Annotated in this window: 23 protein-coding genes and 5 tRNA genes; 8 read left to right on the top strand and 20 right to left on the bottom strand. The window is 54.4% G+C overall.

The window, feature by feature from the left end:
• Positions 1-47 precede the first annotated feature (47 nt).
• From modF to gpmA, 6 genes are all read left to right on the top strand, one after another.
• Positions 48-1520: a molybdate ABC transporter ATP-binding protein ModF gene (gene modF / locus WM95_RS07460; RefSeq protein WP_063408984.1), complete on the top strand. Its 1473-nt coding sequence runs from the start codon at positions 48-50 to the stop codon at positions 1518-1520.
• 201 nt (positions 1521-1721) lie between these two features.
• A complete protein-coding gene (gene galE, locus WM95_RS07455; RefSeq protein ID WP_063408983.1) occupies positions 1722-2738 on the top strand; it encodes a UDP-glucose 4-epimerase GalE in 1017 nt (338 codons plus the stop codon).
• Positions 2739-2747: 9 nt separating this feature from the next.
• On the top strand, positions 2748-3794 hold the full coding sequence (gene galT, locus WM95_RS07450; RefSeq protein WP_045357773.1) for a galactose-1-phosphate uridylyltransferase: 1047 nt from the start codon (positions 2748-2750) through the stop codon (positions 3792-3794).
• A gap of 5 nt (positions 3795-3799) precedes the next feature.
• Positions 3800-4948 carry a galactokinase gene (gene galK, locus WM95_RS07445; protein ID WP_063408982.1) on the top strand — a complete coding sequence of 383 codons (1149 nt, stop codon included), beginning with the start codon at positions 3800-3802 and terminating at the stop codon, positions 4946-4948.
• The gene (gene galM / locus WM95_RS07440; RefSeq protein ID WP_063408981.1) at positions 4942-5982 is read left to right on the top strand and encodes a galactose-1-epimerase; all 1041 of its coding nucleotides are present in this window, start codon (positions 4942-4944) and stop codon (positions 5980-5982) included. Before galK ends, galM begins: the two co-directional genes overlap by 7 nt.
• 206 nt (positions 5983-6188) lie before the next feature.
• Entirely contained in the window at positions 6189-6941 is a 753-nt protein-coding gene (gene gpmA, locus WM95_RS07435) for a 2,3-diphosphoglycerate-dependent phosphoglycerate mutase (protein ID WP_023310804.1), read from the top strand.
• Positions 6942-7001: 60 nt separating this feature from the next.
• Here gpmA and aroG read toward each other — a convergent pair whose 3' ends face one another.
• On the bottom strand, positions 7002-8054 hold the full coding sequence (gene aroG / locus WM95_RS07430) for a 3-deoxy-7-phosphoheptulonate synthase AroG (protein ID WP_047173434.1): 1053 nt from the start codon (positions 8052-8054) through the stop codon (positions 7002-7004).
• 304 nt (positions 8055-8358) lie between these two features.
• Here aroG and WM95_RS07425 point away from each other — a divergent pair, with 304 nt between their 5' ends.
• Together WM95_RS07425 and zitB are read left to right on the top strand one after the other, a co-directional pair.
• A complete protein-coding gene (locus WM95_RS07425) occupies positions 8359-8739 on the top strand; it encodes a protein YbgS (RefSeq protein ID WP_045357765.1) in 381 nt (126 codons plus the stop codon).
• 106 nt (positions 8740-8845) lie between these two features.
• Positions 8846-9784: a CDF family zinc transporter ZitB gene (gene zitB / locus WM95_RS07420; RefSeq protein ID WP_023310802.1), complete on the top strand. Its 939-nt coding sequence runs from the start codon at positions 8846-8848 to the stop codon at positions 9782-9784.
• On the opposite strand, the gene pnuC is transcribed toward zitB, so the two are convergent.
• From pnuC to mngB, 19 genes are all read right to left on the bottom strand, one after another.
• Positions 9781-10500 (bottom strand): nicotinamide riboside transporter PnuC, encoded by a 720-nt coding sequence (gene pnuC / locus WM95_RS07415; RefSeq protein ID WP_045357760.1) that lies wholly within the window; start codon positions 10498-10500, stop codon positions 9781-9783. The genes zitB and pnuC overlap by 4 nt on opposite strands.
• A gap of 22 nt (positions 10501-10522) precedes the next feature.
• The gene (nadA, locus tag WM95_RS07410) at positions 10523-11566 is read right to left on the bottom strand and encodes a quinolinate synthase NadA (RefSeq protein ID WP_039261329.1); all 1044 of its coding nucleotides are present in this window, start codon (positions 11564-11566) and stop codon (positions 10523-10525) included.
• A 222-nt stretch (positions 11567-11788) separates the two neighbouring features.
• Positions 11789-11864: transfer RNA gene (locus WM95_RS07405), tRNA-Lys, on the bottom strand.
• Positions 11865-11895: 31 nt separating this feature from the next.
• Positions 11896-11971: transfer RNA gene (locus WM95_RS07400), tRNA-Lys, on the bottom strand.
• 141 nt (positions 11972-12112) lie between these two features.
• Positions 12113-12188 (bottom strand) — tRNA-Lys (locus tag WM95_RS07395).
• Between the two features lie 3 nt (positions 12189-12191).
• Positions 12192-12267: transfer RNA gene (locus tag WM95_RS07390), tRNA-Val, on the bottom strand.
• A gap of 126 nt (positions 12268-12393) precedes the next feature.
• Positions 12394-12469, bottom strand: a tRNA-Lys gene (locus WM95_RS07385).
• 161 nt (positions 12470-12630) lie between these two features.
• The gene (gene cpoB / locus WM95_RS07380) at positions 12631-13425 is read right to left on the bottom strand and encodes a cell division protein CpoB (protein ID WP_047742479.1); all 795 of its coding nucleotides are present in this window, start codon (positions 13423-13425) and stop codon (positions 12631-12633) included.
• Between the two features lie 9 nt (positions 13426-13434).
• Positions 13435-13956, bottom strand: coding sequence for a peptidoglycan-associated lipoprotein Pal (pal, locus tag WM95_RS07375; RefSeq protein ID WP_003858578.1), 522 nt, complete (start codon positions 13954-13956; stop codon positions 13435-13437).
• Between the two features lie 35 nt (positions 13957-13991).
• The gene (tolB, locus tag WM95_RS07370) at positions 13992-15284 is read right to left on the bottom strand and encodes a Tol-Pal system beta propeller repeat protein TolB (RefSeq protein WP_013097529.1); all 1293 of its coding nucleotides are present in this window, start codon (positions 15282-15284) and stop codon (positions 13992-13994) included.
• 134 nt (positions 15285-15418) lie between these two features.
• Complete coding sequence (gene tolA, locus WM95_RS07365) at positions 15419-16705, bottom strand: cell envelope integrity protein TolA (RefSeq protein WP_029740419.1); 1287 nt, start codon at positions 16703-16705, stop codon at positions 15419-15421.
• A gap of 28 nt (positions 16706-16733) precedes the next feature.
• On the bottom strand, positions 16734-17162 hold the full coding sequence (tolR, locus tag WM95_RS07360; protein ID WP_003858589.1) for a colicin uptake protein TolR: 429 nt from the start codon (positions 17160-17162) through the stop codon (positions 16734-16736).
• 3 nt (positions 17163-17165) lie between these two features.
• Positions 17166-17858 (bottom strand): Tol-Pal system protein TolQ, encoded by a 693-nt coding sequence (gene tolQ, locus WM95_RS07355; protein ID WP_008501101.1) that lies wholly within the window; start codon positions 17856-17858, stop codon positions 17166-17168.
• Complete coding sequence (ybgC, locus tag WM95_RS07350; RefSeq protein ID WP_088544709.1) at positions 17855-18259, bottom strand: tol-pal system-associated acyl-CoA thioesterase; 405 nt, start codon at positions 18257-18259, stop codon at positions 17855-17857. Before ybgC ends, tolQ begins: the two co-directional genes overlap by 4 nt.
• A 148-nt stretch (positions 18260-18407) precedes the next feature.
• Positions 18408-18698 carry a cyd operon protein YbgE gene (ybgE, locus tag WM95_RS07345; RefSeq protein WP_014831116.1) on the bottom strand — a complete coding sequence of 97 codons (291 nt, stop codon included), beginning with the start codon at positions 18696-18698 and terminating at the stop codon, positions 18408-18410.
• On the bottom strand, positions 18698-18811 hold the full coding sequence (gene cydX / locus WM95_RS07340; protein ID WP_003858598.1) for a cytochrome bd-I oxidase subunit CydX: 114 nt from the start codon (positions 18809-18811) through the stop codon (positions 18698-18700). The genes ybgE and cydX overlap by 1 nt, the downstream gene beginning before the upstream one ends.
• A 14-nt stretch (positions 18812-18825) precedes the next feature.
• The gene (cydB, locus tag WM95_RS07335) at positions 18826-19965 is read right to left on the bottom strand and encodes a cytochrome d ubiquinol oxidase subunit II (RefSeq protein WP_023334940.1); all 1140 of its coding nucleotides are present in this window, start codon (positions 19963-19965) and stop codon (positions 18826-18828) included.
• A gap of 15 nt (positions 19966-19980) precedes the next feature.
• A complete protein-coding gene (cydA, locus tag WM95_RS07330) occupies positions 19981-21549 on the bottom strand; it encodes a cytochrome ubiquinol oxidase subunit I (RefSeq protein ID WP_023310795.1) in 1569 nt (522 codons plus the stop codon).
• A gap of 681 nt (positions 21550-22230) precedes the next feature.
• Positions 22231-24861 (bottom strand): mannosylglycerate hydrolase, encoded by a 2631-nt coding sequence (gene mngB, locus WM95_RS07325; protein WP_063408980.1) that lies wholly within the window; start codon positions 24859-24861, stop codon positions 22231-22233.
• Between the last annotated feature and the right edge of the window lie 9 nt (positions 24862-24870).

Raw genomic sequence — 24870 nt, 5'->3', positions numbered from 1 at the left:
ACAGTGCGTATCCCTGATATCTGATGCTGCAAAAACAGGGATAAACCATGTTATCATTGCATATTTCGCAAGGCACGTTTCGTCTTAGCGATACCCGAACGCTGACGATTGCTGATTTGACGATACGCGCGGGTGAAAGCTGGGCGTTTGTCGGCACTAACGGCAGCGGTAAATCCGCGCTGGCCCGCGCGCTGGCCGGCGAGCTCCCCCTCCTCAAGGGCGAATACCAGAGCGACTTTACGCGCCTGACGCGCCTGTCATTTGAACAACTGCAAAAGCTGGTAAGCGAGGAGTGGCAGCGCAATAACACTGATTTACTCAGCCCAGGCGAAGAAGATACCGGCCGTACGACGGCGGAAATTATTCAGGATGAGGTGAAAGATCCCGCCCGCTGTCAGCGCCTGGCAGAACGGTTCGGTATCACCGCCCTGCTCAACCGACGCTTCAAATACCTTTCTACCGGCGAGACGCGAAAAACGCTGCTTTGCCAGGCGCTGATGAGCGAGCCCGAGCTGCTTATCCTCGACGAACCGTTTGACGGCCTTGACGTGCAGTCCCGCGCGCAGCTGGCGTCCCTGCTGGAGTCGCTTAATCAGCAGGGATATACCCTGGTTTTGGTGCTTAACCGCTTCGATGAAATTCCGGACTTTATTCAGCACGCGGGCGTACTGGCCGACTGTAACCTGACCGAGACCGGTGAAAAAACAGCGCTGCTCAAGCAGGCGCTGATTGCCCAGCTCGCGCACAGCGAACAGCTCGACGGAATTACCCTTCCGGAACCTGACGCCCCTTCGGCCCGCCATGCGCTCGATCCCCACCAGCCGCGCATCGTACTGCGAGATGGGATTGTCTCTTATGACGATCGCCCGATCCTCAACCGTCTTAGCTGGACGGTCAATCCCGGCGAACACTGGCAGATTGTCGGCCCTAACGGCGCGGGGAAATCCACGCTGCTGAGCCTGATCACCGGCGATCACCCGCAGGGCTATAGCAACGATCTGACGCTGTTTGGTCGGCGTCGCGGCAGCGGCGAAACCATCTGGGATATAAAAAAACATATCGGCTATGTCAGCAGCAGCCTGCATCTGGATTACCGGGTCAGTACCACGGTACGCAACGTGATCCTTTCCGGATATTTTGATTCCATCGGTATTTATCAGGCGGTATCGGACAAACAGCACAAGCTGGCCCAGCAGTGGCTGGACATTCTGGGCATGGACAACCGGGTCGCTGACGCGGCGTTTCATAGTCTGTCGTGGGGGCAGCAGCGTCTGGCGCTGATCGTTCGCGCGCTGGTGAAACACCCTACGCTGCTGATCCTCGACGAACCGCTGCAGGGACTCGATCCGCTGAATCGACAGCTTATCCGCCGCTTTGTGGACGTGCTGATTAGCGAAGGTGATACGCAGCTGCTGTTCGTTTCACATCACGCCGAAGATGCCCCCTCCTGCATCACCCATCGCCTGGAGTTTGTGCCGGACGGTGAGGGTTATCGCTACCTTCTCAGCAACGTCGATTAACCGTGGAGGGCTCTGCCCTCCTCTTTTTCAGATAACTTGCATCAATACATCGCTATCTCTTTGATCTAGAATGCTCGGAGTCATTGTTAAAGCGAGTGTAAAAACGAGTGTAAACGATTCCACTATTTTATCCCATGTCACACTTTTCGCGTCTCTGTTATGCTATGGTTATTACATACCATAAGCCCAATGGAGCGAAATATGCGAGTTCTGGTAACAGGTGGTAGCGGTTACATAGGTAGTCATACCTGCGTGCAACTGCTGCAAAACGGTCACGACGTCATCATCCTCGACAACCTGTGCAACAGTAAGCGCAGCGTGCTGCCGGTGATTGAACGCCTTGGCAGTAAACAACCGACTTTCGTGGAAGGCGACATCCGCAACGAAGCGCTGATGACCGAGATCCTTCACGACCACGCCATCGAAGCGGTGATCCACTTCGCGGGTCTGAAAGCGGTCGGTGAATCCGTTGCGAAGCCGCTCGAGTATTACGACAACAACGTCAACGGTACCCTGCGTCTCATCTCCGCTATGCGCGCGGCCAACGTCAAAAACTTCATTTTTAGCTCCTCCGCCACCGTCTACGGCGATCAGCCCAAAATCCCTTACGTTGAAAGCTTCCCGACCGGTACCCCGCAAAGCCCGTACGGCAAAAGCAAGCTGATGGTGGAGCAGATCCTGACCGACCTGCAAAAAGCGCAGCCGGAGTGGAGCATCGCGCTGCTGCGCTACTTCAACCCGGTCGGCGCGCATCCGTCCGGCGACATGGGTGAAGATCCGCAGGGCATCCCGAACAACCTGATGCCGTATATCGCCCAGGTTGCCGTGGGTCGCCGCGACTCGCTGGCGATTTTTGGCAATGACTATCCGACCGAAGACGGCACCGGCGTGCGCGACTACATCCACGTGATGGATTTGGCCGACGGTCACGTTGCGGCTATGCAGCAGCTGGCCAACAAACCGGGCGTGCATATTTACAACCTCGGCGCCGGGGTCGGCAGCAGCGTGCTGGACGTGGTTAACGCCTTCAGCAAAGCCTGTGGTAAGCCGGTTAACTACCACTTCGCTCCGCGTCGTGATGGCGACCTGCCTGCTTACTGGGCCGATGCCACCAAAGCCGACAAAGAGCTCAACTGGCGTGTGACGCGCACGCTTGATGAAATGGCACAGGATACCTGGCACTGGCAGTCACGCCACCCGCAAGGCTATCCGGACTAAGGATCCGTCATGACGCAATTTAATCCCGTCGATCATCCGCATCGTCGTTTTAACCCGTTAAGCGGGCAATGGATTTTGGTCTCCCCGCATCGCGCCAAGCGCCCATGGCAGGGGGCTCAGGAGACGCCTGCAAAACAGACGCTGCCACAGCATGACCCGGACTGCTTCCTCTGTCCGGGCAACACGCGCGTCACCGGGGACAAAAACCCTGACTACAAAGGCACCTTCGTGTTCACCAACGATTTTGCCGCCCTGATGACCGACACGCCGGACGCGCCGGAAAGCCACGATCCGCTGATGCGCTGCGAAAGCGCGCGCGGAACCAGTCGCGTGATCTGCTTCTCGCCGGATCACAGCAAAACGCTGCCCGAGCTGAGCGTGGACGCGCTGAAAGAGGTCGTCAGCACCTGGCAGGCGCAAACCGCAGAGCTGGGGCAGAGCTATCCGTGGGTGCAGGTGTTCGAAAACAAAGGCGCGGCCATGGGCTGCTCAAACCCGCACCCGCACGGACAGATCTGGGCGAACAGCTTCCTGCCTAACGAAGCCGAGCGTGAAGACCGTCTGCAGAAAGCGTATTTCGCGGAAAACGGTTCGCCGATGCTGGTGGACTATACCCGGCGTGAGCTGGCCGACGGCAGCCGCACCGTGGTGGAAACCGAACACTGGCTGGCCGTCGTCCCTTACTGGGCCGCCTGGCCGTTTGAAACGCTGCTGCTGCCGAAAGCACACGTGCAGCGCATCACCGATCTCAGCGACGCGCAGCGCGACGACCTTGCCCTGGCGCTGAAAAAGCTCACCAGCCGTTACGACAACCTGTTCCAGTGCTCCTTCCCGTACTCCATGGGCTGGCACGGCGCCCCGTTTAACGGGGAAGAGAATCAACACTGGCAGCTGCACGCCCATTTCTATCCGCCGCTGCTGCGCTCTGCGACGGTACGTAAATTTATGGTGGGCTATGAAATGCTGGCGGAAACCCAGCGTGACCTGACGGCGGAACAGGCGGCAGAACGTCTGCGTGCCGTTAGCGACGTCCACTATCGCGAATCAGGAGTCTAAAAAAAATGAGTCTGAAAGATAAAACCCAATCCCTGTTTGCTGAGAAATTTGGCTACCCTGCCACCCACGTTATCCAGGCGCCAGGCCGCGTTAACCTGATCGGTGAACACACCGACTATAACGACGGTTTCGTGCTGCCGTGCGCCATCGATTACCAGACCGTTATCAGCTGCGCGAAGCGTGACGACCGCCAGGTTCGCGTGATTGCGGCGGATTACGGTAATGAGACGGACGCGTTTTCCCTCGATGCCCCGATTGTGACGCACGACAGCCAGCAGTGGTCTAACTACGTGCGCGGCGTGGTGAAACACCTTCAGAAGCGCAACAAGAACTTTGGCGGCGCCGATTTAGTTATCAGCGGCAACGTGCCGCAGGGTGCGGGCTTAAGCTCCTCTGCGTCTCTGGAAGTCGCCGTGGGCACCGTATTCCAGCAGCTTTATCATCTGCCGCTGGACGGCGCGCAAATCGCCCTGAATGGTCAGGAAGCAGAAAACCAGTTCGTGGGCTGTAACTGCGGCATTATGGACCAGCTGATCTCCGCGCTGGGCAAAAAAGAGCATGCCCTGTTAATTGATTGCCGCTCGCTGGGTACCAAAGCCGTTCCCCTGCCAAAAGGCGCGGCTGTCGTCATCATTAACAGCAACTTTAAGCGCACGCTGGTGGGCAGCGAATACAATACCCGCCGCGAGCAATGCGAAACCGGCGCCCGCTTCTTCCAGCAGCCTGCCCTGCGCGACGTGACGCTCAATGAATTTAACAAAGTGGCACACGAGCTGGATCCGGTCGTCGCCAAACGCGTTCGTCACGTGCTGACGGAAAATGCCCGTACCGTTGAAGCCGCGTCCGCGCTGGCGAAAGGCGATCTGAAACGCATGGGTGAGCTGATGGCGGAATCTCACACCTCCATGCGCGATGATTTTGAAATCACCGTGCCGCAGATCGACACCCTGGTGGACATCGTTAAAGCCACCATCGGCGACAAAGGCGGCGTGCGCATGACGGGCGGCGGTTTTGGCGGCTGCATCGTTGCGCTGGTGCCAGAAGAGCTGGTCCCTGCCGTACAGGATGCCGTGGCGAAGCAGTACGAAGCAAAAACGGGCATCAAAGAAACCTTCTATGTTTGCAAAGCATCACAAGGAGCCGGACAGTGCTAAACGAAACACCTACCCTTGCACCGGATGGTCTGCCGTATCGCCTGTTAACCCTGCGCAATCGCGCGGGGATGGTCGTTACGGTGATGGACTGGGGGGCAACCCTTCTTTCTGCCCGCGTACCGATGCCGGACGGCTGCGTGCGCGAGACTCTGCTCGGCTGCGCCTCGCCTGAGCAGTACGTCAATCAGTCCGCCTATCTGGGCGCGTCCGTTGGTCGCTATGCTAACCGCATCGCGAAAAGCCGCTTTGAACTCGACGGCGTGCAGTACACCCTGCTTCCAAGCCAGGGTGAGAACCAGCTGCACGGCGGACCGGACGGGTTTGATAAACGCCGCTGGAAGATTGTTCGTCAAAACGATGGCGAAGTGCTGTTCTCGCTGGATTCGCCTGATGGCGATCAGGGCTTTCCGGGGAACCTTGTCGCGTCCGCGCGCTTTACGCTGACCGACGACAACCGTATCGCCATCGAATACCGTGCGATGGTCGACAGGCCGTGTCCGGTCAACCTGACCAATCACGCGTATTTCAACCTGGACGGTAGCCAGTGCGACGTGCGTAACCATAAGCTGCAGATCCAGGCGGATGCGTATCTGCCGGTTGACGAGATGGGCATTCCGTATCAGGGCCTCAAAGACGTGAGCGGCACCAGCTTTGACTTCCGCAGCGCGAAGTCCATCGCCCAGGATTTCATGAGCGATGACGATCAGCGCAAGGTGAAAGGCTACGATCACGCTTTCCTGCTGCAGGCCAAAGGCGATGTGAAACAGCCTGCCGCGCAGGTCTGGTCTGCGGATGAGAAACTGCAGATGACGGTTTATACCACCGCCCCCGCCCTGCAGTTTTACTCAGGCAACTACCTCGGAGGCACGACGGCGCGCGAACACGATGAGTACAGCGACTGGCAAGGCCTGGCGCTGGAGAGCGAGTTCCTGCCGGACAGCCCGAACCATCCTGAATGGCCACAGCCGGACTGCGTGTTGCGCCCGAGTGAAGAGTACGTGAGCGTGACGGAATATCATTTTATTCCACATTAATATCCAGCCCTCCCTCCGGAGGGCTTTTTTCTGCGCGCCTTGCTGAAAATAGCGCCGATCGCAGACAAAATCATAACCCTGGATTCACAAGCATCTTACACTCAGAGACTATTTTCGCTATGGTTAGGGTTAAGCGTTGCTGGTGGCACGGCCACGGCAATATAATGAGAATTGTTATCATTCTAAAAATGCTTGAGGAGTAAGAGATGGCTATTACTAAGCTGGTTCTGGTGCGTCACGGCGAAAGCCAGTGGAACAACGAAAACCGCTTTACCGGTTGGTACGACGTTGATCTGTCTGAGAAAGGCGTAAGCGAAGCAAAAGCAGCAGGTAAACTGCTGAAGGAAGAAGGCTTCAGCTTTGATTTTGCTTACACCTCTGTGCTGAAACGTGCCATCCACACCCTGTGGAACGTGCTGGACGAACTGGATCAGGCCTGGCTGCCGGTTGAGAAGTCCTGGAAACTGAACGAACGTCACTACGGTGCGCTGCAGGGCCTGAACAAAGCGGAAACCGCTGAGAAATATGGCGACGAGCAGGTTAAACAGTGGCGTCGCGGCTTCGCAATCACCCCACCAGAGCTGACCAAAGATGACGAGCGCTACCCGGGCCACGATCCGCGTTACGCGAAGCTGACCGACGCTGAGCTGCCAACCACCGAAAGCCTGGCGCTGACCATCGACCGCGTTGTGCCTTACTGGAACGAAACCATTCTGCCACGCCTGAAAAGCGGCGAGCGCGTGATCATCGCGGCTCACGGTAACTCCCTGCGTGCGCTGGTGAAATACCTGGACAACATGGGTGAAGACGAAATCCTCGAACTGAACATCCCAACTGGCGTACCGCTGGTGTATGAGTTCGACGAAAACTTCAAGCCAATCAAACACTACTATCTGGGTAACGCAGAAGAGATCGCGGCGAAAGCAGCGGCTGTCGCGAACCAGGGTAAAGCGAAGTAATTTTCGCCAGATATAAAAAAAGCGCGGAGCCTTCCGCGCTTTTTATTTGTGACTGAGAATTCAGCCGCGACGCGCTTTTACCGCATTCGCCAGCTGACGTAGGATAGCATCGGTATCGTCCCAGCCAATGCAGGCATCGGTGACGCTTTTGCCATACACCAGCGGCTCGCTGCCTTCCAGGTTCTGGTTACCTTCAACCAGATGGCTTTCGATCATCACCCCAATCACCGCCCTCTCACCGCCGGCAATCTGCTGGCAGACGTCTGCACCCACTTCCATCTGCTTTTTAAACTGCTTGCTGGAGTTGGCATGGCTGAAATCGATCATCACCTGCGGTGGCAGCCCGGCTTTTTCCAGCCCGACCTTCACTTCTGCCACGTGTTTCGCGCTGTAGTTCGGCTCTTTGCCGCCGCGCAGAATGATATGGCAGTCGCCGTTCCCGCTGGTGTTAACGATGGCGGAATGGCCCCATTTGGTTACGGACAGGAAGCAGTGCGGCGCACCCGCTGCGTTGATGGCGTCGATAGCCACCTTAATGGTGCCGTCAGTGCCGTTTTTGAAACCCACCGGGCAAGAGAGACCGGACGCCAGCTCGCGGTGAACCTGAGATTCAGTCGTGCGCGCACCAATTGCGCCCCAGCTCATCAGGTCTGCCAGGTATTGTGGCGTAATCATGTCCAGGAATTCACCGGCAGCAGGCAGGCCGCTGTCGTTGATCTCCAGCAGCAGCTTGCGCGCAATGCGCAGACCGTCGTTGATCTGGAAGCTGTTATCCATATGCGGATCGTTAATCAGCCCTTTCCAGCCCACGGTGGTGCGCGGTTTTTCAAAATAGACGCGCATTACGATTTCAAGCTCGTCCTTCAGCTCTTCACGCAGAGTGAGCAGACGGGCTGCGTACTCTTTCGCAGCTGCAGGATCGTGAATGGAGCACGGGCCAATCACCACCAGAAGACGATCGTCATTACCTTTCAGGATCTTATGGATCGCTTTACGAGCATGAGAAACCGTGTTTGCGGCATTTTCAGTGGCGGGGAATTTCTCAAGGAGCGCTACAGGAGGTAATAACTCATTGATCTCTTTAATGCGTAAATCGTCGTTCTGATAATTCATCTTCGTTCCAGCTCTGCCATATCTTTAGTAATGAAAGCAATCCTTTCAATCTATCTTGTCGACCAGGAAGTGTAAACACGGTTTTACACTTCACGCAGATAATTCCTGGAATTCGCCTAAAAATCGCCACAAAATAGCGAAAAACGAGATCTAACCTAAGCTTTTTAACTGTAACAACCAATTTTAAACGCTTAAACGCGATTCCCTACTGACGTAAGTCCGTGAGGCGGAATCTTTCGCCTCTGAAACAGATGCACTGTTGGAGAAAGTTATCCAGCGTAACGACAAGAACAGGAGCACCATGATGAAAATGACTAAACTGGCAACCCTCTTCCTGACCGCCACACTCACTCTGGCAAGCGGCAGCGTCCTGGCCGCGGAAACGGGCACATCCGATAGCAACGGGGATGCCAATGCCGCTGCGGCAGCAGGCCAGCCCGCCCCTGATGCGAAACAGAACATCGCCCCGAATAATGTCGACAACAGCCAGATCAATACCGGTAACACCAACACCGGCGGCACTATGCTGCATCCCAACAGCAGCGGTGCCGGCACCATGAATCATGACAATATGAGTTCGGATGAGGTTCATAAGAACTCAATGTGTAAGGACGGCAAATGCCCCGATCCTAATGATAAAGTAGGGAACGACGCGAATACCAAAACCGATGGCACAACCCAGTAAGGGGTGGTAACCGGTAAGAAAAAGGAGAGCTCAGGCTCTCCTTTCTTTTTGGAGTAACCTATTAAAAACGCTACACTAAAAACAATAACACATCAGGAAAGCAGATATGGCGCACTCCCATTCCCACTCACACTCTCCCGGCAACGATAACGCTAAACGACTGATGCTGGCCTTTGGCGTCACGGCAACGTTTATGGTTATCGAGGTCATTGGCGGCCTGATTTCCGGCTCTCTGGCGCTACTGGCTGATGCCGGACACATGCTGACCGATGCCGCAGCGCTGCTCTTCGCCCTCCTGGCGGTACAGTTTGCGCGTCGTCCTCCCAATGCGCGCCATACCTTCGGCTGGCTGAGGCTGACAACCCTTGCCGCGTTTGTGAACGCTATTGCGCTGGTGGTCATCACCGTTCTTATCGTCTGGGAGGCCGTACAGCGCTTCAGACACCCGCAGCCAATCGCCGGGACAACAATGATGGTGATTGCCGTGGCGGGACTGCTCGCAAATATCCTGGCCTTCTGGATTCTGCACCGCGGCAGCGGAGAAAAGAACCTCAACGTGCGCGCTGCGGCTCTGCATGTCCTGGGTGATTTGCTCGGCTCAGTCGGGGCGATCGTCGCCGCGCTGGTGATCCTCTATACCGGCTGGACGCCTGTCGATCCGATTCTGTCCGTGCTGGTGTCATGTCTGGTCTTGCGCAGCGCCTGGCGACTGCTGAAGGAGAGCGTGAATGAACTGCTTGAAGGGGCACCGACATCTATGGATATTGAAGAGCTGAAGCGCAACCTGCGCCGTTCAGTTCCGGAAGTACGCAACGTTCATCACGTGCACGTCTGGCTGGTGGGGGAAAAACCGGTCATGACGCTGCACGTCCAGGTGATCCCGCCTCACGACCACGATGCGCTGCTTGAGCGCATCCAGCATTTTCTTGAACATCACTACGAAATTGGCCACGCCACCATCCAGATGGAATATCAGCCCTGTAACGGGCCAGACTGCCACCTTAACGAGGCGCAGTCCGGACATTCACATCAGCATCACCACTAGCTGGAAAGCGCGCGAGAACCTCGCTCACGCGCGCTGTTAATCCACATCCGGCTGCCGTTCAGCGCGATGAAGGTCAACAGCAGATATTCCAGCGACATCGCATAGACGCCCTGCAGAGCGAAGATCGCTACGCTAATAACGTTGATGATGACCCACAGCAGCCAGTTCTCAACGTATTTTCGCGTCATCAGGATCATCGCCGCAATCGACAGTACCATCATGCAGGAATCCCAGAACGGGAAGGCATCCGGCTGGAGCTCGGGCATCGTCACGTTCAGGCCGAAACCGGACATGACCGACACGGCAACGCGGGTCAGGAACGCAAACACCGGGTTGATGTAGACGGTCATTAAGCCAATGGCCACCACGCAAGCGACGAACCAGGCGATAGCTTTAGGCAGGGGCAGCCAGCGGATCTGCAGCTCTGCCTCCTGCTGGCTGTTCTGACGCGACCACGCGTACCAGCCGTAAATATTGGCCGCAAAGAAGAACAGCTGCAAAAGCAGGCTGGCGTACAGCTGGATCTGGAAGAAGATAATTGCAAACAGCGTAACGTTAATCAGCCCGAACGCGTAGTTGCTGATCTTCTCCAGGCTTGCCAGCCAGATGCAGAGTAATCCCGCCAGCGTGCCAACGGCCTCAATCCATGACAGGTCATAGCCACCTGCACCAATCGGTATATGAACCAGAATGTTCTGCGTGCTAAAAAAATCCATCTTTTCCCCGGGACGTTTTGAATTAAGTACGTAGTGTAGCCGCAAAATCCAGCATGCGGTTAAGCGGAATTAACGCACCTTCACGCAGGGCGGCATCCACATGGATTTCATGTGCCGCACCGCCTGTCTCGAGCCCTTCGGCAATGGCCTTCAGGCCGTTCATAGCCATCCACGGGCAGTGCGCACAGCTGCGACACGTTGCGCCCTCACCCGCCGTTGGCGCTTCAAGGAGCTCTTTCTCCGGCACGGCCTGCTGCATCTTATAGAAAATACCGCGATCGGTCGCCACGATGAGCTGCCTGTTAGGCAACGTCCTGGCCGCGTTGATAAGCTGGCTGGTTGAGCCCACAGCATCCGCCATGTCGACAATAGACTGCGGTGATTCAGGGTGAACAAGAATAGCGGCGTCAGGATAAAGTGCCTTCATGCGCGCCAGCGCCTGGGTTTTGAATTCGTCGTGCACAATGCAGGCACCCTGCCAGCAGAGAACGTCTGCCCCCGTCTGCTTCTGAACGTAATTTCCAAGATGGCGGTCAGGCGCCCAGATAATTTTCTCGCCAAGGCTGTCCAGATGTTCAATCAGCTCAACGGCGATGCTGGAGGTGACAACCCAGTCTGCACGCGCTTTTACCGCCGCAGAGGTGTTGGCGTAAACCACCACGGTCCGGTCAGGGTGAGCGTCGCAGAAGGCCGTGAACTCGTCAATCGGGCAGCCGAGATCCAGGGAACACTCCGCATTAAGCGTCGGCATCAGAATGGTTTTTTCAGGGCTCAGGATCTTTGCCGTTTCGCCCATAAAACGCACGCCAGCAACCAGCAGCGTGGAAGCGGGATGTTTTGCACCGAAGCGTGCCATCTCCAGTGAGTCAGAAATACAGCCCCCGGTCTCTTCCGCCAGCTGCTGAATTTCCGGGTCGGTGTAGTAATGGGCCACCATCACCGCATCTCGTTCTTTAAGAAGACGTTTGATCTTCTCACGGTAGAATTGCTTTTCGTCCTGGCTTAGCGGGACAGGCTTTGGCGGAAACGGATAGATTGCGGCTTCAGGATCAAACATCACACTCATTATGGCTTCTCGTTTTACGGGCTTAACAATATTGCCTTTCTTTTGCATGACATAGCAAAACGCATGGCAATTGTGTTTTGTATACTAAACAAGATAGCGAATATGAGAGGAAAAGTCACCGGAAATAGGTGCGGATAGCATTTGTCGGCCGGCGGCTTCGCCTTGCCCGACCTGCACAGACGGCAGATAGCAAAAAGGCGCCTTTAGGGCGCCTTTCTACACTGGTGGGTCGTGCAGGATTCGAACCTGCGACCAATTGATTAAAAGTCAACTGCTCTACCAACTGAGCTAACGACCCCTTGCGGGATGTACTTCAAATTTATTCAGGCTGGTGGGTCGTGCAGGATTCGAACCTGCGACCAATTGATTAAAAGTCAACTGCTCTACCAACTGAGCTAACGACCCTTTTGGGTGTTGCCTGAATTATCACTCGGAACCAATAAAATTGGTGGGTCGTGCAGGATGACTCGGCTTCGCCTCGCCCTTCGGGCCGTTGCTAAAGCAACGTTATCCTTCACGTTTAATATCTGAGTAAGACATTAAAATTGGTGGGTCGTGCAGGATTCGAACCTGCGACCAATTGATTAAAAGTCAACTGCTCTACCAACTGAGCTAACGACCCGAGTGGTGGGTGATGACGGGCTCGAACCGCCGACCCCCTCCGTGTAAAGGAGATGCTCTACCAACTGAGCTAATCACCCACTCTGTACTGCCGATATGCGTTAAGCGGTGGGTCGTGCAGGATGACTCGGCTTCGCCTCGCCCTACGGGCCGTTGCTGACGCAACGTTATCCTTCACGTTTTACTACTACTTCCACCTGACTTAGTGGTGGGTCGTGCAGGATTCGAACCTGCGACCAATTGATTAAAAGTCAACTGCTCTACCAACTGAGCTAACGACCCACTTTTACGCTGTTTTCACGTTGTTTGATATCCCGTGGCAACGGCGGCATATATTACTGATTTAAGAATTCAGCGCAACAAAAATTTCGATGAAGATCACTTAACTGCTTACGAATCATGCTGCACGACCAGAAATAACGCGATTTCTGGTCATGCGATAATCATCCCATCGAATTCAGACGTTTTTGCGCCTGCTTAGCACCTTCGGTACCCGGGAATTTTGAGACTACCTGCTGGTAAACCGCTTTGGCTTTCGCAGTGTCGCCTTTGTCCTGCATGATGACGCCCACTTTGTACATCGCATCAGGCGCTTTTGGCGATTTCGGGTAGTTTTTTACCACGGAGGCAAAATAAAACGCCGCATCGTCCTTTTTACCCTTGTTGTAATTCAACTGACCGAGCCAGTAATTCGCATTTGGCTGATAAGTGGAATCAGGGTATTTCTTAACAAAGTTCTGAAACGCAGCAAGCGCGTCATCCTGACGAGATTGATCCTGCACCAGGGCAATGGCCGCGTTGTAGTCCGTATTCGCGTCACCGCTCTGTACAGGCGCCCCTGTTGAAGCAGAAGCATCCGCAGCCGGAGCTGATGTCGCCGCACCGGTCTGATCGCCCGCGGCTGGCTGTGCTTGTGCTGCTGCACCACCGCTATTCAGGCTATCTATCTGCAGCAAAATCTGCTTCTGACGTTCCACAACCTGGTTCAACTGATACTGGCTTTCCTGAATCTGGCCGCGGAGAGAGTCAATATCGTTTTGGTTATCGGAAAGTTGTTGCTGGAGTTGGGTTAAAAGCTGGCTGTGAGCGTTAGAAATACGCTCGAGTTGAGTGACCCGGTCTTCTACCGAGCCTGAGCCGACACTACTGATTGGTGCCTGAGCAAAAGCGGCCCAGGGGGCCGCTATTCCAACCAGTAACGACAGACTCAACAGATGATGTCTGAAGTTACTGCTCATGCAATTCTCTTAGTAAACCAGTACGGCACGACGGTTTTTGGAGTAAGCCGCTTCGTCGTGACCCAGTACTGCAGGTTTTTCTTTACCGTAAGAAACGATGGAGATCTGGTCAGCAGAAACGCCTTTACCCTGCAGGTACATTTTAACAGCGTTAGCACGACGTTCACCCAGGGAGATGTTGTACTCTGGAGTACCACGTTCGTCCGCGTGACCTTCTACGGTGACTTTGTAAGATGGGTTGCTACGCAGGAAGTTAGCGTGAGCATCCAGCATCGCAGCGAAGTCAGAACGGATGTCGTATTTATCCAGATCGAAGTAAACGATGTTGTTCTGCTGCAGCTGCTGCATCTGAAGACGCGCCTGCTCTTCAGAAGACATGTTGCCATTGCCGTTCGCGTCCATACCGGTGCCGGCACCCATCATGCCTTCGCCGCTCTGGTCATTGCTGGCGTTCTTGTTAGAAGAACACGCTGCGATTGCCATTACAGGCAGAGCGATCATCAGCCCCTTCAGCACTTTGTTCAGTTGCATTTCTATGATTCCTTTAGTAATCAATTAATTATTATTTACAGATACGGCGACCAGGCAGGTGATTTTACCTGTCCATCAGTTGCCGGAATACGCGCTTTGAAACGCCCATCTGTAGAAACCAGATTCAGCACAGATCCCATCCCCTGAGAAGAGCTGTAGATTACCATCGTGCCGTTAGGTGCCAGACTTGGCGTTTCATCCAGGAACGTTGACGACAGAACTTGAACGCCACCCGCTACCAGATCTTGTTTGGCAATGTGCTGCTGCCCACCGTTGGAGCTCACCATTACCATAAATTTACCGTCGCTGCTCACGTCTGCGTTCTGGTTCTGCGAACCTTCCCAGGTAATACGCTGCGGAGCACCGCCGTTGATGTTGACTTTGTAAATTTGTGGACGGCCAGCCTGGTCAGAGGTAAACGCCAGGTTTTGACTGTCCGGGAACCATGAAGGTTCGGTGTTGTTGCTGCGACCGTCGGTCACCTGACGAATCTGGCCAGAGCCAATGTCCATCACGTACAGGTTCAGGCTACCGGTTTTTGACAGCGCAAACGCCAGTTTAGACCCGTCCGGAGAGAAGGAAGGCGCACCGTTGTGACGTGGGAAAGAGGCCACCTGACGAACAGCACCGTTTGCCAGCGTCTGGATAACCAGCGCTGAACGGCCGCTTTCGAAGGTTACATAGGCCAGTTTAGAACCGTCCGGAGACCAGGCTGGAGACATCAGCGGCTGTGAAGAACGTTTCACCAGGAACTGGTTGTAGCCGTCGTAGTCAGATACGCGCAGCTCATACGGGAACTGACCACCGTTGGTCTGTACCACATAAGCAATACGGGTACGGAACGCCCCTTTAATGCCGGTCAGTTTTTCAAATACCGCATCGCTGGCAGCGTGTGCCGCGTAGCGCAGGTACTGCTTAGTGACCTTGTAAGAGTTCTGTGCCAGAACGGTACCCGGTGCACCGCCGGTATCCACCAGCTGCCAGGCCACGTTGTAAGAGCCGTCCGGGTTAGGCGTAACCTGACCCACAACCACGGCATCAATACCCAGCGCAGACCATGCTGCAGGCTGTACTTCCTGCGCGCTGCCCGGCTGCTGCGGCAGACGAGAACGATCTAACGGGTTGAATTTACCGCTGTTACGCAGGTCAGCCGCCACGATGCCACCGGCATCTTCAGGTGCAGCGCCAGGACCGGCCCACTGGAACGGAACAACACCGATTGGGCGTGCCGAGTCCACCCCCTGGGTGATCTCGATACGTACTTCTGCGTGCAGTACTGCTGCCCACAGCATTAAAAAACTAAATGCTACACGTAATGCCTGCTTCATCATATCTCCCTTATCCGGGTAACCTTACCCACGATAATTTAGCAGAATGTTAACAAACTCAAATAGACAAAACTACCAGAACCCTGTGACTAAACCTGGTCTATTTTTCCCCGTTTGCACGGGGAAAATGTAACTTAAGGTTTGAAGTCCAGCGGCGCATTTTTGAAGACTTCGTAAACTGCCTGAGACGGCGGTTTAGGCATCTTCGCCTGACGCGCTGCAGCCAGGGCCGCAGTACATAAAGCCGGGTCGCCACCTTCAGACTTAATATCCAGCAGCATGCCGTCCGGAGCCAGTTTTATACGCAACGTACACGTTTTACCGGTATAGGAAGACGCATCATAGAATCGGCTTTCAATAGCGGATTTAATCTGCGCGGCATAACCGTTGATTTCAGCCCCTGTCGCACCGTTACTCTTAGTGTTACCACTTCCCGTCGGCGCTGCGTTGTTTCCTTTCGCCCCACCGCCCGTTTTCGGTGCATTCTTACCGGAGCTCAAATCGCCCAGCAGATCGTCAACCCCTGCGGCAGCAGCAGCTTTTTCAGCAGCAGCGGCCTTTTTGGCAGCCGCTTTATCAGCAGCAGCTTTCTTATCGGCAGCGGCCTTCTCAGCTGCAGCTTTCTTATCGGCGGCAGCCTTCTCAGCTGCAGCTTTTTTATCGGCGGCGGCTTTTTCAGCGGCGGCAGCTTTTTCTGCAGCCGCTTTCTCAGCCGCAGCCGCTTTCTTCGCGGCCTCGGCAGCAGCTTTCTTCTCTGCTTCCTGAGCGGCTTTTTTCGCGGCTTCCGCTTCGGCTTTCTTCTGAGCATCAGCGGCGGCTTTCTTCGCGGCTTCCGCTTCGGCTTTCTTCTGAGCATCAGCTGCGGCTTTCTTCGCGGCTTCCGCTTCAGCTTTCTTCTGAGCATCAGCAGCGGCTTTCTTCGCCGCTTCTGCCGCTAATTTTGCCTGGGCATCAGCCTGTGCTTTCGCGTCCGCTGCGGCTTTTGCTGCCGCCTCTTCCGCCTGCTTTTGCTGTTCCTGGGCTTTTTTCGCGGCCTCTTCGGCTTGCTTCTGCTGTTCCGCCTGCTCTTTCGCGGCTTCCTGCGCCTGCAAACGCTCCTTCTCAAGCTGCTTCAGACGCTCCTGCTCTGCGGCCTGCTTTTCACGCAGTTCTTCCGCCTGCTGTTGCGACTGTTTTTCACGCTGCTCTTCAGCCCGTTTGGCACTCGCCTTCTGCTGTTGTTCGCGATTATAGTTCTGTACTACCGCACCGGGATCCACCATCACGGCGTCAATGGAAGACCCTCCACCGCCGCCGGCTGATGCATCAATATGCTCGTCGAACGAACTCCAGATCAGCGCTGCAAAGAGAATCACGTGCAGCACTGCGGAGACGATTATCGCTCGCTTAAGCTTGTCGTTCTGTTCGGTTGCCTTTGACACTATCGGTTCCCAAAAACTACGCGGATGATCAAATAGGTTGGGTCATTAAGCCAACTGACTTAACACCCGCACTATGTAGCAAGTTCAGCGCTTTAATAATTTCATCGTAGGGTACGTCTTTCGCGCCACCGATTAAGAAGACCGTTTTCGGATTTGACTCGAGGCGACGCTGCGCTTCAGCAATAACCTGCTCAGGCGGCAGCTGATCCATACGATCTTTCTCTACCACGACGCTGTATTGCCCTACGCCGGAAACCTCAATGATAACCGGAGGATCGTCATTGGTGCTCACCGCCTGTGATTCTGTCGCATCTGGCAGATCCACTTCCACACTCTGGGTAATGATTGGCGCTGTCGCCATGAAGATCAGCAGCAGTACCAGCAGGACGTCCAGCAGTGGAACGATATTGATTTCGGACTTGAGCTCGCGACGACCTCGTCCACGCGATCTGGCCATGGTTTACCCCTTGTTGCTCTCGGTGCTGGTAAACGCCTGACGGTGCAGAATCGCAGTGAACTCTTCCATAAAGTTGTCGTAGTTCAGTTCCAGTTTGTTCACGCGCTGGTTCAGACGGTTGTATGCCATAACCGCAGGAATTGCCGCAAACAGACCGATAGCGGTCGCAATCAGTGCTTCAGCGATACCCGGTGCAACCATCTGCAACGTCGCCTGCTTCACCGCGCCCAGCGCGATAAAGGCGTGCATGATCCCCCACACGGTACCAAACAGGCCGATATACGGGCTGATGGAACCGACAGTGCCGAGGAATGGAATATGCGTTTCGAGATTTTCCAGCTCGCGGTTCATAGAGATGCGCATCGCACGCGAGGCACCTTCCACCACCGCTTCTGGCGCATGATTGTTTGCACGATGCAGACGAGCAAACTCTTTGAAACCGCTATAAAAAATTTGCTCGGAGCCTGTAAGGTTCTCACGGCGCCCCTGGCTTTCCTGATACAGACGAGAAAGCTCAATACCCGACCAGAACTTATCTTCAAACGCTTCAGCTTCACGGCCAGCGGCATTGAGGATACGCGTTCTCTGGATGATGATGGCCCAGGATGCGATTGAAAAACCAATCAAAATCAACATGATAAGTTTAACCAGAAGGCTTGCCTTCAGGAACAAATCAAGGATATTCATGTCAGTCACTGCTTAAACTCCGCGACAATAGACTTAGGAAGCGCACGAGGCTTCATTATGGTTGGATCAACACAAACAATCAGCACTTCAGCTGAGTTCAGTACGGTATTCTCTGCGTTGACTATCCACTGCGTGAAAACCAGTGAGGTCCCGCGCATTGATGTAATTTCAGTTTGGACTTCGAGCATATCGTCGAGTCTGGCAGGCGCAAAATACTCAAGCGTCATCTTGCGTACCACGAAGGCAACTCGCTCAGCCAACAGCACCTGTTGACTAAAGTGATGATGGCGCAGCATCTCTGTGCGTGCCCGTTCATAAAAAGCAACGTAGCTGGCGTGGTAAACCACACCACCGGCATCGGTATCTTCGTAATAGACACGAACCGGCCATCGAAACAGCGTTGTATTCACTTTACATCCCGGTAATGCAACAAAAGTTAATGCTTTTAAACTTCGCTACTATACGCGCGGGAAAGAGGGTTGGGAATGGGAGAAAGTAAACGGAGAGTAAATTTTTATGGGCTCGGGTAAGCCCATAACGTTAACGGACATTTCTTATTCAGAAGAAGAAGAAAATCAAACCGGCGAGAAGCACCAGATCGGCAATCAGAGGGCAAAAAATTCCCTGCCAGTGAATGGCTTTCGGACGAAAGCCCACGCCGTGGATCACACCTGCACACACCGCCCACATAATGAGGAAGCCGTGCCAGATTTCAAGCTCGCTGGTTTTCGCTGCAAAGCGCGAAGGGTCCCAGAAGATACAACCTGCCAGCAGTAATGCCATCACTAAAGAAAGCGCCCGTAACGGGCGCTTGTCCATTACCGCGTAAAGCGTCGCGATAATATTCATCAGTGTTTTTCTTCACCCGCTTTGGTCGCTTCGACGTGCTCAAGCGCCAGGGCAGTGATGACACCAAATGCACAGGCAAGAAGCGTCCCTAAAATCCATGCGAAATACCACATATTCAGCTCCTTACTTAGTACATAGAGTGGGTGTTGCTTTCGATATGTTCTTTAGTGATACGACCGAACATTTTCCAGTAACACCAGATGGTGTAAGCCAGAACAATCGGAACGAACACGCAAGCAACATACGTCATCAGGTTCAGCGTCATATGGCTGGACGTTGCGTCCCACATGGTCAGGCTAGCATTCAGCATGGTGCTGGATGGCATGACGAATGGGAACATCGCGATACCCGATGTCAGGATGATGCACGCCAGGGTCAGTGATGAGAACACGAACGCCAGAGCGCCTTTCTCCAGACGAGACGTCAACACGGTCAGCAGCGGCAGCAATACGCCCAGAGCCGGGATAGCCCACAGCGCAGGGGTATTGTTAAAGTTCACCAGCCATGCACCTGCCTGACGCGCCACTTCTTTGGTCAGCGGATTAGACGGCGCAGTATGGTTGATTGCAGACGTCACTACGTAGCCATCAATGCCGTACACCACCCACACACCGGCCAGTGCAAAGCAGACCAGCGTGACCAGCGCAGCGACCTGAGCCGTCGCGCGAGAACGCAGGTGCAGTTCACCAACCGTACGCATTTGCAGATAGGTTGCGCCCTGAGTGATGATCATCGCCACGCTCACCACGCCGGCCAGCAGACCAAACGGATTCAGCAGCTGGAAGAAGTTACCGGTGTAGTAAAGACGCATGTATTCGTCCAGGTGGAACGGTACGCCCTGCAGCAGGTTACCGAACGCCACGCCGATCACCAGCGGTGGAACGAAGCTACCGATGAAGATGCCCCAGTCCCACATGTTGCGCCAGCGGGTGTCTTCAATCTTGGAACGGTAGTCGAAACCGACCGGACGGAAGAATAAAGAGGCCAGCACCAGAATCATCGCCACGTAGAAGCCGGAGAACGCAGCCGCGTAGACCATCGGCCAGGCAGCGAACAGCGCGCCGCCAGCGGTGATCAGCCACACCTGGTTACCGTCCCAGTGAGGGGCGATGGAGTTGATCATGATTCGACGCTCAGTGTCATTACGACCGAGGAAACGGGTGAGCATCCCCACCCCCATGTCGAAACCATCCGTGACGGCGAAACCGATCAGCAGAACGCCGATCAACAGCCACCAGATAAAACGCAATACTTCATAATCGATCATTTGATGACTCCTGTCTTAGCGTGCCGGCTGAGTAGTCGCGGTGGACTGCTCGTAGTGATAGCGACCGGTTTTCAGGCTGCTTGGGCCAAGGCGCGCGAACTTGAACATCAGGAACAGTTCAGCCACCAGGAACAGGGTGTACAGACCACAGATCAGCAGCATGGAGAAGATCAGGTCGCCCGCTGTCAGGGACGAGTTCGCTACCGCCGTTGGCAGTACCTCACCAATCGCCCATGGCTGACGGCCGTACTCCGCAACAAACCAGCCGGATTCGATAGCGATCCACGGCAGTGGAATACCGTACAGCGCGGTACGCAGCAGCCATTTTTTCTCGCCGATGCGGTTGCGAATCACGGACCAGAAGGACGCCGCAATGATCAGCAGCATGATGATGCCGCAGCCCACCATGATACGGAATGCGAAGTACAGTGGCGCAACGCGTGGAATCGAGTCTTTGGTTGCCATCTGGATCTGCGCTTCTGTCGCATCAGAAACGTTCGGGGTATAACGCTTCAGCAGCAAACCGTAACCCAGATCTTTCTTCACGTTGTTGAACTGGTCGCGAACGGCCTGGTCGGTAGAACCGGCACGCAGCTGTTCCAGCAGCGAGTAGGCTTTCATACCGTTACGGATACGCTCTTCGTGCTGAACCATCAGCTCTTTCAGACCGGTCACCTGCTTATCAACAGAACGGGTGGCGATGATACCCAGCGCATAAGGGATCTGAATGGCGAAGCGGTTTTCCTGCGCGTCCTGATCGGGAATGCCGAACAGCGTAAAGGCAGCAGGCGCCGGTTGGGTTTCCCATTCGGCTTCGATGGCAGCCAGTTTGGTTTTCTGCACGTCACCCATTTCGTAACCGGATTCATCACCCAGAACGATAACAGAGAGGATTGCTGCCATACCGAAGCTTGCAGCGATAGCAAAGGAGCGCTTAGCAAACGCGAAGTCACGACCGCGCAGCATGTAGTAAGAGCTGATGCCCAGTACAAACATCGCACCGCACACGTAGCCAGAGGCGACGGTGTGAACGAATTTAACCTGTGCCACCGGGTTCAGGACCAGCTCGGCAAAGCTGACCATCTCCATACGCATGGTTTCGAAGTTGAAATCAGACGCGATAGGGTTCTGCATCCAGCCATTCGCCACCAGGATCCACAGCGCGGACAGGTTCGAACCTAATGCCACCAGCCAGGTTACCGCCATATGCTGGACTTTACCCAGACGGTCCCAACCGAAGAAGAACAGACCTACAAAGGTGGATTCGAGGAAGAATGCCATCAGACCTTCAATGGCCAGCGGCGCACCGAAGATATCCCCTACATAGTGGGAATAGTAAGACCAGTTAGTCCCGAACTGGAACTCCATGGTCAAACCGGTTGCCACGCCCAGCGCGAAGTTGATACCAAACAACTTGCCCCAGAACTTGGTCATATCTTTATAAATCTGTTTGCCGGAGAGAACGTATACCGTTTCCATAATGGCCAGCAGGAACGCCATACCGAGCGTCAGCGGCACAAACAGGAAGTGGTACATCGCGGTCAAGGCAAACTGTAAGCGCGACAGTTCGACTATATCTAACATCATGACTCCTTGCTCATCGCATGAAGACTCCGAGAGTGAACCCCGTCAGAGAGAGAGATCCACACGCATGCCCCAATACAAATTATTCGCATCCTTGTCGTCGTTATTACCCTGAAGGAGGATAAAAACGATGACGTGAGGTTACAAATACGTTAATAAAAAACTCAAATTGATACCGCAAATATAATACGCTGCAAAACCCTTACAATAAACAGGTTTTTATTGAATCACATTTACGTTTTTCGACGGCGATCAATTTATAGCAAAATTACCACTTTTCGGCCATTTTGATCGGGGACAATTTAGCGCTTTTCGACACCTTTTTCCAAGGATTAAACTTTGATTTAAATCAAAAACAAACCTTGATGTTAACTATGTTTAATCGTGGTAAGAATGGTAAAAACCATGTTAATGATATGTGCATGTAAAGATGTGATTGGTTATCGAAGACGAAAAAAAATATAAACAGAAGTGATTTTAATTAACGCGAAACAAAAGCCTCATTTCGATGCGCGGCAAACAATAAAGCATAGTCAGGCCGGGTTATTTTTCCATGGCATTTATGCAACCCTTCGTAATTACATTTATTTTACTTTTATCCCCCCCTAACTTAACACCGCGGAGTGACTATTAATGAAAAAGGCCGCAAACAGTGCAGCCTTTTAATGATATCAGCGGTTCTCAGGCAAGAAGAAGGCTAAAGGTTCGCGACTGTCCCGGTTTGAACGCCCCGACAATGCCTTCGTCTTCACCGTGGTCCTTCAGCCGTTCATTCATGTCCGTTTCGCAGCACCGCTTCACCCCCGGATTGACGGCTAGCGTCGCGTCACATGCTCTGGACTGCGAAGGGTTGAACAGACGAAGAATGAGCTCATCGCGATCTTCCGCTTTTTTGATCGCACTGAGTACGCATCCCGTTGGCGAAAGCGCTAACAGGCTGTAACTTTCCGGCGTGGTCAACGACGCGCGATTCAGCTTCATTGCATCCCAGGGGATCTTGTTATAACACTGCACCGGCGTTAACCACGATTGAGCCTGCTGCGCGACACCCGCGTTTTCCGGCGAGCCGCTGAAGCTGAAGAGGCTAAAGCGACAGCTTAGCGAACCACGCACCTGAGAGTCCGGGACCGGCATTTTGATACCGGATGGTCTGCCGGGGCGCAGGAGCAGATCTTCTTTGCCGAGTACCCCCACGCCGCGCAGCAAGGTCAGAGCAAATGCTTTTTGTTCATCGCCCACGACTTCAAATTCACGCAGCCCCTCGGTAAATAGCGCAAGCCCGTTTCGTTTTTCCTGCAATACGGCGTAGTTAAGTAAATTCCAGACGGGAACCGGCGCTTCTTTCCACCCCTCCTCCCGCCAGTTTTCCATCGCCGCGTCCTGCACCGGGCGAGTGATCGAGCTAAACTGCGTATCCGCTAACACTTCCTCTGTCATAAACGGCGTTGGGATCAGCACGCGAACGCGGTGGTCGTTGGCCTGATTATCCAGGCACACTGCCACGTCAATGCGTCTGCTGTTATGGCTTAGCGTAATCTCAAATTCAGCGTCGAGATAGCCGTTTCGCTGGCGCGCCGCGCGTTCGGCCAGGTTCGCCGGAACGGCTATTCGATGGCGGATAACAGCCCTGCTCTGCCAGCCTTCATGCGTAATCTCAAATTCATGCTCGCCCTGCGTGGAAGTGAGTCTCCACTCTTCCCGCGAAGGTGAGTAGTCGTATTCATCGCCATCATCCGAGCTCTCTTCGATTTCCAGCACGCGGTCATAAACAAGCCCGGTTTCTTTGTCGCGCAGGCGCAGCGTACCGTCGTCATTTAAGTCAATCTGCCAGAAGGCGTTTTCAAGTAAGGATGCGGTATTTACCCCCGGAGAGAGCACCTTCCCGGCCACGTTAGGTTCGATAAACAGCGTACGGTAGCCCATCGCCGGCAGTATCTGGCTGAGCTGAATATCAAACTCCATAAACGGTTCGTAATTGCCGTAGTGAACAATCTGCCGGTCAATGAGGCCCGGGTCTAGCTCGCGCGCGCTGCGAATGAAATACGGGATCTCATTGCCTTTGTCATCCCGCAGACGGAACTGGCTGGCGCGCAGTCGAATCGTGGTGTTCATCACCTCTTCACGCGGCCAGGGCATCAGGTTGAACATCACCAGCTTATCGGCGTCGCTTTGCGGCATGTTGTCGACAATCTTGCGCATAAAGAAACGCGCCAGGTTATCTGCCATGTCCTCAGCCAGTTCAAAGCGGGAGACAATCTCGCGATGCACCTTGTCGCTGCAGCAGCAGCCGATGCTGTCGTGAGCGTGGTTTTTGAGGATCTCTTTCCACATCTTCTCCAGCAGGCCGTGGTGGTAGTCGAAGCCCAGCGTCCAGGCAAGCGTCGCCAGCGGCTCAAGGATATTGACAATTTTGTTCTCAATACGCGCATGGGCGATTTTGATATCCATGCGCGTGGAGCCGATGGTCCGGTGAACGCGCATGTATCTCCCGTCGATAAACTCCCCTTTTAGCGTCGCCAGTTCATCGCGGTGCGCGTCGATATATTCAAAGACCTCTTCGAACCGACTCATCACGAATTGACGCTGGGGATAGATTTCACGAAGCTTATCCATCACCGCGAAAATGTTCTGCTGCAGCGGCATCTGGTCGTGGCCGTTGGGCAGCAAAATCGCTTTGGTGACGGACGCCTTTTCCAGAACCTCAAAATAGCTGTCGAGCCGTTTTCGCAGCCCCGCTTCGTCCTCCGGTAAGTACTTACCAATCGCGTAGCCCAGCGGCAGCACCTGTGCCGTGACCTCACTGCCGTCCTGGCTCTGCCAGAGAAATTCGGTTTTATCGGTCCCGTGGCGTTCAGAACAGCCGCGCCAGAACATCGTGCGGGTAATGCCAAACCCGTTATAGATATGCGGAAGCTGGCAGGACATGCCAAACGAATCCGGGAGATAACCGATTTTCATCGGCTCGCCGAAGGCCATACAATCCCGGATGCCGTACATCAGGTTGCGGACAATCGACTCGCCGCTCACAATCGTGGTATCGGTCTGGGTATACCAGGGGCCGATAATCAGTTTTCCACGTTCGACAAGCGCCTTCACGCGAGAGCGGTTTTCGGGCACAACGGCAAAATAATCCTCCAGCACCGCCGTCTGTCCATCGAGGACGTAGTATTTGTACTCATCATCCTGCTCCAGACGGGTCAGGATCTCTTCCATATTATTGACCAGAAGAATACGCGACTCTTCAGTGGTGAAGTACCACTCACGGTCCCAGTGCATATGCGGCGTGATATGAACGCGAGATACAGCTTTCATCTTCGTTTC

Source organism: Enterobacter cloacae complex sp. ECNIH7, from assembly GCF_002208095.1.
Lineage (GTDB): Bacteria > Pseudomonadota > Gammaproteobacteria > Enterobacterales > Enterobacteriaceae > Enterobacter > Enterobacter cloacae_M.
Note: the sequence above shows the minus strand (reverse complement) of the source record. Positions and strands in the feature narration are given on the sequence as shown.